The sequence below is a fragment of the Paraburkholderia acidicola genome, from assembly GCF_002362315.1.
In the GTDB taxonomy this organism is placed as follows: domain Bacteria; phylum Pseudomonadota; class Gammaproteobacteria; order Burkholderiales; family Burkholderiaceae; genus Paraburkholderia; species Paraburkholderia acidicola.
Window position 1 is genome coordinate 1,455,022 of sequence record NZ_MTZV01000004.1, and the last position, 15,424, is coordinate 1,470,445.

12 protein-coding genes and 1 pseudogene are annotated in these 15,424 nt (G+C 61.8%); 12 read left to right on the top strand and 1 reads right to left on the bottom strand.

The features are described 5' to 3' along the window. Positions 1-7: 7 nt before the first annotated feature. On the bottom strand, positions 8-907 hold the full coding sequence (locus BWP39_RS16825) for a LysR family transcriptional regulator (protein WP_096721978.1): 900 nt from the start codon (positions 905-907) through the stop codon (positions 8-10). Between the two features lie 155 nt (positions 908-1,062). On the opposite strand from BWP39_RS16825, the gene BWP39_RS16830 reads away from it, so the two are divergent. The 12 genes and pseudogenes from BWP39_RS16830 to BWP39_RS16885 all read left to right on the top strand — a co-directional run bounded on the left by BWP39_RS16830 (position 1,063) and on the right by BWP39_RS16885 (position 15,374). Next, a complete protein-coding gene (locus tag BWP39_RS16830; RefSeq protein ID WP_096721980.1) occupies positions 1,063-2,586 on the top strand; it encodes a CoA-acylating methylmalonate-semialdehyde dehydrogenase in 1,524 nt (507 codons plus the stop codon). 60 nt (positions 2,587-2,646) lie between these two features. Then, positions 2,647-4,368 carry a GMC family oxidoreductase gene (locus tag BWP39_RS16835; RefSeq protein ID WP_235851431.1) on the top strand — a complete coding sequence of 574 codons (1,722 nt, stop codon included), beginning with the start codon at positions 2,647-2,649 and terminating at the stop codon, positions 4,366-4,368. Between the two features lie 276 nt (positions 4,369-4,644). After that, positions 4,645-5,424 (top strand): ABC transporter ATP-binding protein, encoded by a 780-nt coding sequence (locus BWP39_RS16840; RefSeq protein ID WP_091017019.1) that lies wholly within the window; start codon positions 4,645-4,647, stop codon positions 5,422-5,424. Beyond that, positions 5,421-6,182 (top strand): ABC transporter ATP-binding protein, encoded by a 762-nt coding sequence (locus BWP39_RS16845; protein ID WP_096721984.1) that lies wholly within the window; start codon positions 5,421-5,423, stop codon positions 6,180-6,182. Before BWP39_RS16840 ends, BWP39_RS16845 begins: the two co-directional genes overlap by 4 nt. 41 nt (positions 6,183-6,223) lie before the next feature. Then, the gene (locus tag BWP39_RS16850; RefSeq protein WP_096721986.1) at positions 6,224-7,438 is read left to right on the top strand and encodes an ABC transporter substrate-binding protein; all 1,215 of its coding nucleotides are present in this window, start codon (positions 6,224-6,226) and stop codon (positions 7,436-7,438) included. A gap of 91 nt (positions 7,439-7,529) precedes the next feature. Continuing rightward, on the top strand, positions 7,530-8,414 hold the full coding sequence (locus BWP39_RS16855) for a branched-chain amino acid ABC transporter permease (RefSeq protein ID WP_096721988.1): 885 nt from the start codon (positions 7,530-7,532) through the stop codon (positions 8,412-8,414). Next, entirely contained in the window at positions 8,414-9,385 is a 972-nt protein-coding gene (locus tag BWP39_RS16860; protein ID WP_170043864.1) for a branched-chain amino acid ABC transporter permease, read from the top strand. Before BWP39_RS16855 ends, BWP39_RS16860 begins: the two co-directional genes overlap by 1 nt. A gap of 665 nt (positions 9,386-10,050) precedes the next feature. Beyond that, positions 10,051-10,212 (top strand): annotated as a pseudogene (locus BWP39_RS32355) (ABC transporter substrate-binding protein); the annotation flags it as partial. Between the two features lie 201 nt (positions 10,213-10,413). Further along, positions 10,414-11,577, top strand: a complete 1,164-nt coding sequence (locus tag BWP39_RS16870; RefSeq protein ID WP_096721992.1) for an ABC transporter substrate-binding protein — start codon at positions 10,414-10,416, stop codon at positions 11,575-11,577. 185 nt (positions 11,578-11,762) lie between these two features. Then, a complete protein-coding gene (locus BWP39_RS16875; protein ID WP_096721994.1) occupies positions 11,763-12,818 on the top strand; it encodes a branched-chain amino acid ABC transporter permease in 1,056 nt (351 codons plus the stop codon). 4 nt (positions 12,819-12,822) lie between these two features. Further along, entirely contained in the window at positions 12,823-14,607 is a 1,785-nt protein-coding gene (locus BWP39_RS16880; protein WP_096721996.1) for a branched-chain amino acid ABC transporter ATP-binding protein/permease, read from the top strand. Next, the gene (locus BWP39_RS16885) at positions 14,604-15,374 is read left to right on the top strand and encodes an ABC transporter ATP-binding protein (RefSeq protein ID WP_407944794.1); all 771 of its coding nucleotides are present in this window, start codon (positions 14,604-14,606) and stop codon (positions 15,372-15,374) included. Before BWP39_RS16880 ends, BWP39_RS16885 begins: the two co-directional genes overlap by 4 nt. Positions 15,375-15,424: the final 50 nt, after the last annotated feature.

The window sequence follows — 15,424 nt, forward strand, 5'->3', positions numbered from 1 at the left end:
TGTGAAGCTAGGTGGACCATTGCTGCTCGATCAGCTTCAACGCGGCGGCAATCGCAGGTTCTTCCTTGCGTGCGGCCAGCGTGACGAACGCGAGTTCGGTCGGCACCGTGATGCCGTCGACGATCGTTAGCGCATGAGCATGTGCCTGGGCCAGCGCGGTGGCGTCGCGGGCGAGCGTGAGGCCGACACCCGATTTGACGAGATCGAGCATCGACGGCTCCTGATCGACTTCCGCGACCTTGACCGGCGTGACGCCGGCCTCGGCGAACCGGCGGGACAACAACCGGTGATGCGCCGACGCCGGCGGTGTCCAGATCCACGGCAGCGCGGCAAGCGCACGCCAGTCGCGCGCGGTCTTCACGCGGTCTTTCCAGCCGGCGGGAGCGAGCACCCGGTACTGAAAATGTGTCAGCGTCACCGTATGAAAAACGCTGCCGTCGCGTCCTTCGTCTTCGGCGGGCCGACCGATGTAGTAGCCCACGTCGAGCTCGCGCGCCCGCACCTGGTCGAGCACCCAGCCCGACATGCCGTGCCGCAATGCGGTTTCGATGTGCGGCCAGGTTTCGACGAGCTGCTTCAGAAAGCCGCCGAGGCGCAGAAATTCCGGATCGAGGATTGTGCCGATACGCAGCCGTCCGCGGATTTCATGGCGCAGCGTTGCGGCCGCGCGCTGCACATCGCCGGCTGCGACCAGCGCACGTTCGGCGTGCGGCAGCAGCGACTGGCCGTCGCGCGTCAGCGTGAGACCGTGGGACGTGCGCGTGAAAAGCGTCACGCCGAGCGTTTCCTGCAGATTCTTGATCTGCAGGCTCACGGCTGGCTGGGTCAGGTGCAGGTGCACGGCCGCGCGCGTGAGGTTGCCCTCGCGCGCGACGGTCACGAACGCCCGTAGAAGGGTTAAGTCCATAGCGTCGGGTCCATCCGCTGATATTAGCGCGCCTTATAACGCAATTGAGCATAACTCATTGGATTTGCTGCGGGTCTCGCGATTACGCTGTGCATCAGTGAATTCGAGAAGCCGCGGCGACGCCCGACACACGAGACCCACCGAACGAGGAACCCATGAGCGAGACACATCAAAACGAAACGCGCGTGCGCGCACTGACCCACATGATCAACGGCCGCGCGGTCGAAGGGACGAGCGACCGTTTCGGCGACGTCTTCAATCCGGCGCTCGGCAAGGTAAGCGCCCGCGTGCCGCTCGCTAGCGTCGCGGAAGTCGACGCTGCGGTGGCCGCAGCGAAAACCGCGTTCCCGGCGTGGAGCGAAACCGCGCCGATCAAGCGGGCGCGCGTGATGTTCAAGTTCAAGGAACTGCTCGACCGGCACCACGACGAGCTGGCCGAGCTGATCACCCGCGAACACGGCAAGGTGTTCTCCGATGCGAAGGGCGAGGTGATGCGCGGCATCGAGATCGTCGAATTCGCGTGCGGCATTCCGAATCTGCTGAAGACCGATTTCACCGATCAGATCGGCGGTGGCATCGACAACTGGAATCTGCGTCAGCCGCTCGGCGTGGTCGCCGGCATTACGCCGTTCAATTTCCCGATGATGGTGCCGGCCTGGATGTTCCCGGTCGCGATCGCATGCGGCAATACGTTTGTGCTGAAGCCATCGGAACGCGATCCGTCGGCTGCGGTGCGGCTTGCCGAACTGCTGAAGGAAGCGGGCTTGCCCGATGGCGTATTCAACGTCGTGCACGGCGACAAGGTCGCCGTCGATGCGTTGCTCGTGCATCCGGACGTGAGCGCGCTGTCGTTTGTCGGCTCGACGCCGATTGCCGAATACATCTATACAGAAGGCACGAAGCACGGCAAGCGCGTACAGGCGCTGGGCGGCGCGAAGAATCATCTGGTGGTGATGCCCGACGCAGATCTCGATCAAGCCGTCGATGCGCTGATCGGCGCAGCCTACGGCTCGGCTGGCGAGCGCTGCATGGCGATTTCGGTAGCGGTGGCGGTCGGCCACATTGCAGACGAACTGATCGAACGACTGACGCCGCGCGTGAAGGCGCTGAAGATCTTGAACGGCATGGATGGCGAAGCTGAAATGGGTCCGCTCGTCACAGCTGTGCATCGCGAGAAAGTGAAGGGTTATATCGATGCTGGCGTAGCGGCAGGCGCGAAGCTCGTGGTCGATGGGCGCGGGCATGAAGTGGCGGGTCATGAGCAGGGGTTCTTCCTCGGCGGCACATTGTTCGATGGCGTGAAAACCGACATGACGATTTATCGCGAAGAGATTTTTGGGCCGGTGCTGTGCATCGTGCGTGTGCCGGACTTCGCTTCCGCGGTTGAACTGATCAACGCCAACGAATTCGCGAACGGCGTATCGCTTTTCACCTCCGATGGCGGCGTCGCGCGCGCATTCTCGCGGCAGATCCAGATCGGCATGGTCGGCATCAACGTGCCGATTCCGGTACCGATGGCATGGCATTCGTTCGGCGGCTGGAAGCGTTCGCTGTTTGGCGATCATCACGCGTACGGCGAAGAAGGCGTGCGGTTCTACACGCGCTACAAGAGCATCATGCAGCGCTGGCCCGACAGCATCGCGAAGGGCGCCGAGTTCACGATGCCGGTGGCGAAGTAACACACGCGCTGTAACTGTCACCATGCATGCCGCGGACGGCGGCTCATGAAGGAGACGACGGTGAGCAAGACTGAAGGTGACGCACGTGCGTCCAGTCGAACGCTGGAAGGCGAGTTCGACTACATCGTGATCGGTGCCGGCACGGCGGGCTGCGTGCTCGCCAACCGGCTGACCGAAGATCCAGACGTGTCGGTGCTGCTGCTCGAAGCGGGTGGCAAGGACGATTACCACTGGATCCATGTGCCGGTCGGGTACCTGTACTGCATCGGCAATCCGCGCACGGACTGGCTCTACAAGACGCAGCCGGAAGCCGGCCTCAATGGCCGCTCGCTGTCGTATCCGCGTGGTCGCGTGCTCGGCGGCAGCTCGTCGATCAACGGCATGATCTACATGCGCGGACAGCGCGAAGACTACGACGAGTGGGCGCGCGTAACCGACGACCCCGCATGGTCGTGGAACGCGGTGCTGCCGGTCTTCAAACGCAGCGAGGATCATCACGGCGGTGCGAATGAATGGCACGGCAGCGGTGGCCCGTGGCGCGTCGAGAAGCAGCGCCTGCAATGGAAGATTCTCGAGACCTTCGCACAGGCCGCACAGCAAACCGGCATCCCCGCCACCGACGATTTCAACCGCGGTGACAACACCGGTGTCGGCTACTTCGACGTCAACCAGAAACGCGGCATTCGCTGGAACGCATCGAAGGCGTATCTGCGCGCAGCGTCTGCGCGTCCGAACCTGACCATCATCACCGGCGCCGTTACACAACGCGTCGTATTCGAAGGCAAGCGTTGCGTCGGCGTCGAGTATCGCGGCAACGGGATCGACTATCTCGCGAAGGCGCGCTGCGAAGTGGTGCTGAGTTCGGGATCGGTCAACTCGCCGCACTTGCTGGAACTGTCCGGTGTCGGCGACGGTACGCGTCTGCAGGGACTCGGTATCGACGTCGTGCATGATCTGCGCGGTGTTGGCGAGAACTTGCAGGACCATCTGCAACTGCGCATGGCGTTCAAGGTCGACGGTGTGCGTACGCTCAACACGCTGTCTGCGCACTGGTGGGGCAAGCTGCAGATCGGTTTGCAGTACGCGTTGTTCCAGAGCGGCCCGATGTCGATGTCGCCGTCGCAACTCGGCGCGTTCGCGAAGTCCGATCCCGACGATCCATCGCTCACGCGACCCGATCTGCAGTATCACGTGCAGCCGTTGTCGCTCGATCGCTTCGGTGAGCCGTTGCATCGTTTCAATGCGTTCACGGCGTCGGTGTGTCACCTGCGTCCGACGTCGCGTGGCAGCGTGCACATCGCGTCGCGCGATCCGCATGCACCGCCCGCGATCGCACCGAACTATCTCTCCACCGACTACGACCGTCACGTTGCCGCCAACGCGTTGCGTCTCACGCGCCGTATCGTGGGTGCGAGCGCGCTTGCGCGCTATCAGCCGCAGGAGATCCTGCCCGGTCTCCAGTTCCAGACGGAAGAAGAACTGCGGGCCGCAGCGGGTCAGGTCGGCACGACGATCTTCCATCCGGTTGGCACCTGCCGCATGGGCACCGCCGACGATGCCGGCGCCGTTGTCGATAGCCGCTTGCGTGTGCTCGGTGTCGAAGGACTACGCGTCGTCGATGCATCGGTCATGCCGAACATCACGTCGGGCAACACGAACTCGCCGACGTTGATGATCGCCGAGCGCGCAAGCGAAATGATTCGCGCCGATCGACGCGCGCGTCTTACCGCTTCCGCTTCTTCACTCAACGCAATTCCCACGCCCGCCATGTCGATTGCATGACATGTACGTCAGTGCTTTCCCGTAGACACAAACGCCTGGTTGCTCCACAAGAGCGCCAGGCATCGAAGTGTCGCTAAGGGTCACTAAGTGCAAATCCCAATGATTGCGCTGCATCATTGGCGCGACAATGGCCTCCATGCTGCGTGGTGCGGCATGGATTACCGTCCGCATTGACGCACCACGTCACGAACGGCACGGGGTTGTCGTCGTCTTCATGTCGCGAGGCGCTCGCGCAGAAGTTCGTCGTGCTTCGCCTTACTTCGCACGGAAGGGAACATGATTCTCGGCGATACGATTCTCGAGACGCGGGGACTGACACGGGAGTTCAAAGGCTTCATCGCCGTCAACGGGGTGAACCTGCGCGTGCGCCGAGGTTCCATCCATGCGCTGATCGGCCCGAACGGCGCCGGCAAGACCACCTGCTTCAATCTGCTCACGAAGTTTCTCGTGCCCACTGCCGGGCAGATCGTGTTCAACGGTGTCGACATTACCGGTGAACGGCCCGCGCAGATCGCGCGGCGCGGCATCATTCGCTCGTTCCAGATATCCGCGGTGTTTCCGCATCTGACGGTGTTGCAGAACGTTCGCGTCGGCTTGCAGCGTTCGCTTGGCACCGCATTTCATTTCTGGAAAAGCGAACGCACGCTGCGCGAACTCGACGATCGCGCGATGGATCTGCTCACGCAGGTCGGTCTCACCGATTTCGCCGATGTCCCAACCGTCGAGCTTTCATACGGCCGCAAGCGCGCGCTCGAAATCGCCACGACGCTCGCGATGGAACCCGAACTGATGCTGCTCGACGAACCGACGCAAGGCATGGGACACGAAGACGTGGACCGCGTCACTGCGTTGATCAAAAAAGTATCGAGCGGTCGCACCATCCTCATGGTCGAGCACAACATGAACGTGATTGCCGGCATCTCCGACACGATCACGGTCCTGCAACGCGGCGAAGTGCTCGCTGAAGGCAGCTATGCGGAAGTCTCGAAGAACGCGCTCGTGATGCAGGCCTATATGGGCAGTGCCGAGGCAGCGCTGGCAGGAGCCCACGCATGAACACCGTGACCGAACGCGAGAACATCGAGGTCAGCGACGCGGCAAGCAGCGCAGAGCCGGCGCTGGAAATTGCCGGGCTACAGGCCTGGTACGGTGAATCCCACATATTGCACGGCGTCGATCTAACCGTGCACCGCGGCGAGGTTGTCACGCTGCTCGGCCGCAATGGTGCAGGCCGCACCACGACGTTGCGCGCGATCATGGGGCTGACCGGTCGGCGTACCGGTTCGATCCGCATCGGCGGGCGCGAGACGATTGCACTTGCAACGCATCGCATCGCCCATTGCGGGATCGGTTATTGCCCTGAAGAGCGCGGCATTTTCTCGAGTCTGTCGTGTGAAGAGAATCTGCTGTTGCCGCCGCTGGTCGGTGCGGCTGCGAATGCGATGTCGCTCGACGAAATCTACGCGATGTTTCCGAATCTCGCGGAGCGCCGCATGAGCCAGGGCACGCGCCTCTCCGGTGGCGAGCAACAGATGCTCGCGGTGGCGCGCATCCTGCGCACCGGTGCGAATCTGCTGCTACTCGATGAAATTTCCGAAGGACTTGCACCGGTCATCGTGCAGACGCTTGCACGCATGATCATGACGCTGAAAGCGCGCGGCTACACGATCGTGATGGTCGAACAGAACTTCCGCTTTGCCGCGCCGCTCGCCGATCGCTTCTATGTGATGGAGCATGGACGTATCGTCGAACACTTCGGGGCCGGGGAACTCGAATGCAAGATGCCGGTGCTGCACGACCTGCTCGGGGTTTGAAACCAGATCTAACAACAACGCATGAAACGAAGGAGACACGCATGAAAAGGACCACACTCGCGCGACTATCGTCATTCTGTTTTGCGCTCGCCGCAGGCGCCGCGCTGACGATCGGCACGGCGCGGGCAGCCGACGACGCGGTAAAGATCGGTTTCATCACCGACCTGTCGGGGCTCTACGCCGACATCGACGGTCAGGGCGGACTCGAGTCGATCCGCATGGCAATCGCGGATTTCGGCGGCAAGGTCAACGGCAAGCCGATCCAGCTCGTCTACGCGGATCACCAGAACAAGGCGGACATTGCAGCATCGCGGGCGCGCGAATGGTTCGATCGCGACGGTGTCGATCTGCTGATCGGTGGTACGAATTCGGCGACCGGCCTCGCGATGAACCAGGTCGCGGGCGAGAAGCACAAGGTGTACATCAACGTCGGCGCGGGCGCCGATACGATGACCAACGAACAATGCACGCCGTATACGATCCACTATGCGTACGACACGGTCGCGCTCGCCAAGGGCACCGGCTCAGCAGTGACGAAGCAGGGCGGCAAGACGTGGTACTTCCTGACCGCCGACTACGCGTTCGGCAAGGCGCTGGAAAAAGCGACCTCGGATGTCGTGAAGGCGAACGGCGGCCAGGTACTCGGTGCAGTGCGGGCGCCGTTGTCGGCGTCTGACTTCTCGTCGTTCCTGTTGCAGGCGCAGGCATCGAAGGCGCAGATTCTCGGCCTCGCGAACGCGGGTGGCGATACGGTCAACTCGATCAAGGCAGCGAAGGAGTTCGGCATCACGAAGACGATGAAGCTGGCTGCACTGCTGGTGTTTATCGACGACATCCACAGTCTCGGACTCGAAACCACTCAGGGCCTCGTGCTGACCGACAGCTGGTACTGGAACAAGGACGAGACGACGCGCAAGTGGGCGCAGCGCTACTTCGACAAGATGAAGAAGATGCCGTCGAGCCTGCAGGCCGCCGACTACTCAGCGGCGACGAACTACCTGAAGGCGGTGCAAGCGGTTGGCTCGACCGATTCCGACAAGGTGATGGCGCAGTTGAAGAAGCAGAAAATCGACGACTTCTACGCGAAGGGTTACATCCGTCAGGACGGCAGCATGATCCACGACATGTACCTGATGCAGGTGAAGACGCCCGCCGAATCGAAAGAACCGTGGGACTACTACAAGATCACCGCGACGATTCCGGGCGAACAGGCCTTTACGACGAAGCAGGAAACGCGCTGCGCGTTGTGGAAGTAGGCGAGCACTGAGGTCGCCCGCCAGATGTGACGCGCCGGCGGCGGGCGGCTGGCCGTAGTTGGTTTCACCTTGACGACGGAATACGCGTTCAATGGATATCTTTGGCATTCCGCTGCCGGCGATGCTGAGCCAGTTGTTGCTCGGGCTCGTGAACGGCTCGTTCTATGCAATTCTGAGCCTGGGCCTCGCGATCATCTTCGGCCTGCTCAACGTGATCAACTTCGCCCACGGCGCGTTGTTCATGCTGGGCGCCATGCTCGCATGGATGGGGCTGTCGTATTTCAATCTGCCGTACTGGGTCATGCTGGTGCTGGCGCCGCTGATCGTCGGTCTGGTCGGCATGGCCATCGAACGCTCGATGCTGCGCTGGTTGTACAAGCTCGATCATCTGTATGGGCTGTTGCTGACCTTTGGCATCACGCTGGTTGTCGAAGGGGTGTTCCGCTCGATCTACGGTTCGTCAGGACAGCCGTACGACGTTCCTGAGGCGCTGTCGGGTGCGACCAACCTCGGCTTCATGTTCCTGCCGAACTATCGTGCGTGGGTCGTGGTGGCCTCGCTGGTGGTTTGCTTCGCGACCTGGTTCGTGATCGAGCGCACGCGTCTTGGCGCGTATCTGCGCGCAGGCACCGAAAATCCAAAACTCGTCGAAGCGTTCGGCATCAATGTGCCGCGCATGGTGACGCTCACCTACGGCTTCGGCGTCGCGCTCGCCGCGTTCGCAGGTGTGCTCGCCGCACCGGTCATCCAGGTCTCGCCGCTCATGGGCCAACCGATGATCATCACCGTGTTCGCGGTCGTCGTGATCGGCGGGATGGGGTCGATCATGGGATCGATCGTGACGGGGTTGATGCTTGGCGTAATTGAAGGGCTCACGCGCGTGTTCTATCCGGAAGCCTCGGCGACGGTGGTGTTTGTCATCATGGCGCTCGTGCTGCTGATCCGTCCGGCCGGGCTCTTCGGCAAGGAAAAATGATGCAGAAGAAAGCGCTCTATGGTCTGTTGCTGCTCGTGCTCCTCGTCGTGCCGTTTGTCGGCGTGTATCCGCTGTTCGTGATGAAGGTGCTGTGCTTCGCGCTGTTCGCGGCGGCGTTCAATCTGCTGATCGGTTACACCGGTCTGCTGTCGTTCGGTCACGCGATGTTTCTCGCCACCGCTGGTTATACGACCGGCTATGCGATCCAGACGCTCGGACTCACACCGGAACTCGGTGTGCTCGCGGGCATCGTCGCGGCGACGCTGCTAGGACTCGTCGTCGGGCTCTTTGCGATCCGGCGGCAGGGCATCTACTTCGCAATGGTGACGCTCGCGCTCGCGCAGATGGTGTACTTCGTGTATTTGCAGGCGCCGTTCACGCACGGCGAAGACGGACTGCAAGGCGTGCCGCGCGGCAAGCTGTTCGGTCTGCTCGATCTCAGTCCGGACCTGACGCTCTACTACGTGGTGCTCGCGGTGATGGTGCTCGTGTTCCTGCTGATCGTACGCATCGTGCATTCGCCGTTCGGCCAGGTGCTCACCGCGATCAAGGAGAACGAGCCGCGCGCGATATCGCTGGGTTACGACACCGATCGCTTCAAGCTGCTCGCCTTTATTCTCTCGGCGGGGATTGCCGGGCTCGCCGGTTCGCTGAAGGTGCTGGTGCTGGGCTTCGAAACCCTGGGCGATGCGTACTGGACGATGTCCGGCCTCGTCATCCTGATGACGCTGGTTGGCGGCATGGGCACGCTGTTTGGGCCGCTGCTCGGCGCCGCGCTGATCGTCGCGCTCGAAGACCGTCTCGGCGATATCGGCACGGCGCTCGCATCGTGGACCGGGGTCGACTGGTTTCGCTCGCTCGGTGAGTCGGCGACCATCGTCACCGGACTGATTTTTATCGCGTGTGTGCTGGCATTCCGGCGTGGCATTGTCGGTGAAATTGTCGCGCGTGTGAGGCCCTTGCGCGCATGAAACGCGCGATTGAAAAAATGCTTCGGTCTCCGAGATAAATCTTGAAGTGAATCGCGTGAAGCTGCGTGGGAACGGCGCAAATAATCGCGCTATTGATGCGTACTGAGACGCCCCAAATCAGTGCCGCAGTGCACCACTAGGGTAAATGCTAGTTGCCCGTCCAGGGGCCGCCGTTTAATCTTCACGCAGTTCTGATGCACCGCGAAAATTTGCAGGTGGAGAACGAGGAGACATGAGGCACTCAGTGCCCACACGAAAGCGCTGTTGGATGATTCCAACAGCGCTTTTTATTTTGTGCGTTCGCTAATTTTTATTCGTTCGCACACTCGCATTTTCGTTATCGCGCGCGTTTGTCCCCATGCCGGTGCGCACGGCATTTTCCATTTGTCTGATGCTTGCAAAACGCTTGCCGCGCGCAGTTTGCGTCCGTTAAACTCGCCATTCACCGACCGCTTGGTCGGTATTTGAAATCGCTAGAACCAATTCGAACAAACACGGCGACGCAGCGAACAACGGGTGTGAGGAGCGCAATGAAGCGGGCTTGGCAGTGGACCAGTGCGGCATCGATCGTGACTGCGATAGTCGGGGCAGCGAGCAGCCTGACATCCAGGAACACTCGCAAATTCACGAGCGAAAACCATGTCGATGCGCGAACGGTCTCCGGTGCCTTGCGCACGGCATTGCATGCGGCACTTGAGCGCACTAAGCCTCTGCTCGCGTCACACGGCATCTTCAATATGAGCGCGAGCGAGCATGTCGGTCTCGACCAGCGGACGCGCGTGATGGTGCAGATTGTCGGCAGCAAGTCGCAACTTGCTGTCGACTGAACGGAGAACTGGCGAACTGGACCGGACACTCAAAAGGCACGTGCAATCGACGTGCCTTTTTTGTTGCGCATGTTGTGCATGTTGCGTATCTGCCGAGCAGGGAAAACCATGCTTGGCATGCCCGGACCCGATCACTAGATTCAAGAGCCCGGCTCGCGGCCGGATCACACGGTAGGTAGACAAAGCGTTTGGAGACGGACCATGAAAACGACAAGACAACAGTGGGTGCGCGCCGGCATTGCCGCGGCGCTGGTGTGCGGGGCAGGTGTGGCGAACGCGCAGGTGAAGATCGGCGTGACGCTGTCGACGACGGGACCGGCAGCATCGCTCGGCATTCCGGAGAAGAACACGATCGCGTTGTTGCCGAAGGAAATCGGCGGCAAGAGCGTCGAGTACATCGTGCTCGACGACGCATCCGATACGAGCCACGCGGTGCAGAACACGCACAAGCTGATCGACGAGGATCACGTCGACGCGATCCTGGGCTCGACGGTCACGCCGAATGCGCTCGCGATGCTCGACATTGCGTTGCAGGGCAAGACGCCGGTGATCTCGCTGGCGGCGTCGGCCGCAATCATCTCGCCGATGGATGCAAAGCGCGCATGGGCGTTCAAGACGCCGCAGAACGACAGCCTGATGGGCGACGCAATCGCCGACTATATGGAGCGGCACGGCGTGAAGACGGTTGGCTTCATCGGCTTTGCGGATGCGTACGGCGACAGCTGGTACAACGTGTTCAGCACGGCGGCGAATGCCCATCACCTGAAGCTGGTGTCGAATGAACGCTTTAACCGCACCGATGCATCGGTGACGGGGCAGGTGCTCAAAATCATGGGCACCAATCCGGATGCGATCCTGATCGCCGGATCGGGCACGCCGGCGGCACTGCCCGCCAAGACGCTGAAGGAGCGCGGCTACAAGGGCAAGGTCTATCAGACCCACGGCGTCGCGAACAACGACTTCCTGCGTGTGTGCGGCAAAGATTGCGAAGGCGAGCTGCTGCCGGTCGGCCCGATTCTGGTTGCCGACCAACTGCCGGATTCGAACCCGGTGAAGAAGTCGTCGCTTGCGTACAAGGCAGCGTATGAAGCGGCCTATGGAACGGGCTCGGTGGCGACGTTCGGCGGTCATGCATGGGATGCAGGCCAGATGCTGCAGCGGGCGATTCCTGAGGCGCTAAAGAAGGCCCAGCCCGGTACGCCGGAGTTCCGCGAGGCGCTGCGCAGCGCGCTCGAAAACGTCAAGGAACTGCCGGTTTCGCACGGCATCATGAACACCACGCCGACTGACCATAACGGTCTCGACAAACGCGCCCGCGTGATCGTCGAGGTGGTCGACGGCAAGTGGAAGCTGCAGAACGACTGAAGCGGTACGCGCCTCTCGCGCATGGGCGGCGCCGACGCCGCCCGTTTTTCTGATCGACGACAATGGCACCCGCCCACCGCATTGCGGTGCGGTGGGTGAGTCACGCGCGCCGCAGTTTGCGCGTCGCTGCGGCGTGGGTTCGCGGTGGCCGGTTTCGAGGTTCAGGCAACACACGAAGAGGAAGTATGGATCTATCAATTGCGGCGATCCTCGCGCAAGACGGGATCACCACCGGTGCGATCTATGCGCTGCTCGCGCTGGCACTGGTGCTCGTGTTCTCGGTCACGCGCGTGATCTTTATCCCGCAGGGCGAATTCGTTTCGTATGGCGCGCTCACGCTTGCCGCGCTGCAGACACAGAAATTTCCAGCGACCTGCTGGCTGCTGATCGCGATGGGTGTCGCGTGTTTCGTCGTGGAGACGGCGGGGCTCGCGCGGCACGCGGAACGCCGCAGGCACGCGGCGCGCACGCTCGCTGTGCTGGCAGGCAAGTATCTGCTGTTTCCGGTTGCGGTCTACGCGGTGACGCGCGGCGCCTTCATGCACCCGCTACCGATGATCGTGCAGATCGCGCTCACGCTGCTGATCGTGATTCCGATGGGACCGTTCCTGTACCGGCTCGCTTATGAGCCGATCGCCGAAGCCACCACCTTGCTGCTGCTGATCGTTGCGGTGGCGGTGCACTTCGCGCTGGTCGGCCTCGGCCTCGTGATGTTCGGCGCGGAAGGTTCGCGGACCAACGCGTTCTCTGATGCGACGTTCAACGTCGGTAGCCTGTCGATCTCCGGGCAAAGCCTGTGGGTAGTCGGTACGGCTGTCGTGTTGATCGTGGCGCTGTATCTGTATTTCGACCGCACGATTTCCGGCAAGGCGCTACGTGCGACGTCGGTGAACCGGCTCGGCGCGCGGCTCGTCGGCATCGGCACGACCCAGGCCGGACGGCTTGCCTTTACGCTCGCCGCAGGGCTCGGCGTACTGTGCGGCATCCTCGTCGCGCCGCTCACGACGATCTACTACGACTCCGGCTTCCTGATCGGGTTGAAGGGCTTTGTCGGGGCGATCATCGGCGGGCTGGTCAGCTATCCGCTTGCGGCAGCCGGCTCGGTGCTGGTCGGTGTGCTCGAATCGTATTCGTCGTTCTGGGCGAGTGCCTACAAGGAAGTGATCGTGTTCACGTTGATCATCCCGGTGCTGCTGTGGCGCAGTCTTGCGAGCCCGCACGCCGAAGAGGACGAGGACTGACACGATGAAATCTCTCTTCAGAAACGGGCTGTTCTGGGTGTTCCTCGTGGTGATGTTCGCGTTGCCGGTGTTGCCGGGGGTGGTTCGTGTGCCCGAGTACTGGGTCACGCTGCTCAACTACATCGGGCTGTATTCGATTGTCGCGATCGGGCTTGTGCTGCTCACCGGCATTGGCGGGATGACGAGCTTTGGGCAGGCTGCGTTCGTCGGCGTTGGGGCGTATGCGACGGCGTATCTAACGACGCAGTTCGGCGTATCGCCGTGGCTCGCGTTGATCGTCGGCGTATTGCTCACAGCGTTGATCGCGCTGCTACTCGGCCTGGTGACGATGCGTTTGTCCGGCCACTTTCTGCCGCTCGGTACGATCGCGTGGGGACTTGCGCTGTTCTATCTGTTCGGCAATCTCGAGATGCTTGGCAAGTACGACGGCATCAACGGCATTCCGGTGCTCAACGTGTTCGGCATTGCGCTCGAATCGGGTCGCCACATCTATTACCTGATCTGGATCGTCGTGCTCGCTGCGGTCGTGTCTGTTCAGAATCTGCTTAATAGTCGGCCGGGGCGGGCGATTCGCGCACTACGCGGCGGCGGTCTGATGGCTGAGGCGATGGGCGTGAACACGGCGTGGATGCGTGTGGTGATCTTCGTCTATGCCGCTGTGCTGGCGTCGATCTCGGGCTTTCTGTACGCGCATCTGCAGCGCTCGGTGAATCCGACGCCGTTTGGTCTGAATCACGGGATCGAGTTTCTGTTCATGGCGGTGGTAGGTGGAGTCGCGCATGTGTGGGGTGCAGTGCTCGGCGCGGCGATTCTCACGATCCTGCAGGACTATCTGCAAACCTTGCTGCCGAAGCTGCTCGGCGAGAACGGCAACTTCGAGGTGATCGTCTTCGGCATTCTGATGGTGCTGCTGCTCCAGTACGCGCGCCAGGGTGTGTGGCCGTTCGTCGCGCGGCTGTTCCCGCGCGGTCCGCGGGCGCACGTGCCGGAGCACGCCGAAGCGTTGCCGCAGCGCAGCAAGCCGACCGCCGGCGAACCGTTGTTGAGCGTCGACAAGGCGCGCAAGCAGTTCGGCGGTCTGGTTGCTGTTAACGACGTCAGCTTCGGGGTGCAGGCAGGGCAGATCATCGGTTTGATTGGACCGAACGGTGCCGGTAAGTCGACGACCTTCAATCTGGTGACCGGCGTGCTGCAGGCGACCAGCGGTGAAATCAGGTTCCGCGGTGAGCGGATCGATTCGCTGAATTCACGTGAAATCGTCAAACGCGGAATCGGTCGGACCTTCCAGCACGTCAAGCTGCTGCCGGGTATGACGGTGCTCGAGAACGTCGCGATCGGCGCGCATCTGCGTGGACATGCCGGCGTGTGGCGCAGCGTCGCCCGGTTGAACCAGGCGGAAGAGGGTCGACTGATGGCGGAGGCGGCGCGGCAGATTCGCCGGGTCGAGCTGGAACAGCAAATGTTTGAGGAGGCAGGCGGTCTCGCGCTCGGACAGCAACGGATTCTCGAAATCGCGCGCGCGCTGTGTTGCGACCCGACGTTGCTGCTGCTCGACGAGCCCGCGGCGGGGTTGCGCTACCAGGAAAAGCAGCAGCTGGCGACGCTACTGCGCAAGTTGAAGGAAGAGGGCATGAGCGTGCTGCTGGTCGAGCACGATATGGATTTCGTGATGAATCTGACCGATCGCCTCGTGGTCATGGAATTCGGAACACGTATAGCCGAAGGGTTGCCGCAAGACGTGCAGAAAGATCCGGCGGTGCTGGAAGCCTATCTCGGCGGGGTGGAATGATGACGACACAAGCAAACAGTACCGCGGAGCCGATCCTTAAGGTGAGCAGCCTCGCGGTTCGCTACGGCAAGGTCGAGGCGCTGCACGGCGCGGCAATCGAAGTGCGCGCTGGCCAGATCGTGTCGGTGATCGGGCCGAACGGCGCGGGCAAATCCACGCTGCTGAACGCGATCATGGGCGCATTACCCGTGATCGGCCACGCGAAAGGAGCGATCGTCTATTGCGGCGAAGATGTCAGTGCGATCCCGGTCGAAAAACGGGTCTCACGCGGCATGTGTCTGGTCCCGGAGAAGCGCGAGCTGTTCGCGACGATGACCGTCGAAGACAACCTGGTGCTCGGTGCCTATCGGCGCAAGCGGGCGGGCGAACGGAATTATCTTGATCAGCTGGAGCCGGTTTTCGATCTGTTTCCGCGCTTGAAGGAACGGCGCAAGCAGGCAGCGGGCACGCTGTCGGGCGGCGAACGGCAGATGCTCGCAGTTGGACGTGCGCTGATGGGGAAGCCGGACTTGCTGATGCTCGACGAACCGAGCCTCGGGCTGGCGCCGCTTATCGTGAAGGAAATCTTCCACATCATCAGCGCGCTGCGGACGAGCAATGTCGCGACATTGCTGATCGAACAGAACGCACGAGCCGCGCTGCAGATTTCCGACTATGGCTATGTTCTCGAAACAGGAGAACTAGCGCTTGAAGGACCGGCAAGCGAGCTTGCACAAAATCCCCGAGTCATCGAGACCTATCTGGGTTTAGCGAAGAAAGTGGCGTAACGCATTCAGTTGCCACTGCCGATCGGCAAATCAGGCGCCGTGTTTCACGT

Coding starts and splice junctions, on each gene's coding strand:
- BWP39_RS16860 (WP_170043864.1), top strand. CDS start 8,414: ATGCAGAAGAAAGCGCTCTATGGTCTGTTGCTGCTCGTGCTCCTCGTC.
- BWP39_RS16825 (WP_096721978.1), bottom strand. CDS start 907: ATGGACTTAACCCTTCTACGGGCGTTCGTGACCGTCGCGCGCGAGGGC.
- BWP39_RS16830 (WP_096721980.1), top strand. CDS start 1,063: ATGAGCGAGACACATCAAAACGAAACGCGCGTGCGCGCACTGACCCAC.
- BWP39_RS16850 (WP_096721986.1), top strand. CDS start 6,224: ATGAAAAGGACCACACTCGCGCGACTATCGTCATTCTGTTTTGCGCTC.
- BWP39_RS16885 (WP_407944794.1), top strand. CDS start 14,604: ATGATGACGACACAAGCAAACAGTACCGCGGAGCCGATCCTTAAGGTG.
- BWP39_RS16870 (WP_096721992.1), top strand. CDS start 10,414: ATGAAAACGACAAGACAACAGTGGGTGCGCGCCGGCATTGCCGCGGCG.
- BWP39_RS16840 (WP_091017019.1), top strand. CDS start 4,645: ATGATTCTCGGCGATACGATTCTCGAGACGCGGGGACTGACACGGGAG.
- BWP39_RS16855 (WP_096721988.1), top strand. CDS start 7,530: ATGGATATCTTTGGCATTCCGCTGCCGGCGATGCTGAGCCAGTTGTTG.
- BWP39_RS16875 (WP_096721994.1), top strand. CDS start 11,763: ATGGATCTATCAATTGCGGCGATCCTCGCGCAAGACGGGATCACCACC.
- BWP39_RS16880 (WP_096721996.1), top strand. CDS start 12,823: ATGAAATCTCTCTTCAGAAACGGGCTGTTCTGGGTGTTCCTCGTGGTG.
- BWP39_RS16845 (WP_096721984.1), top strand. CDS start 5,421: ATGAACACCGTGACCGAACGCGAGAACATCGAGGTCAGCGACGCGGCA.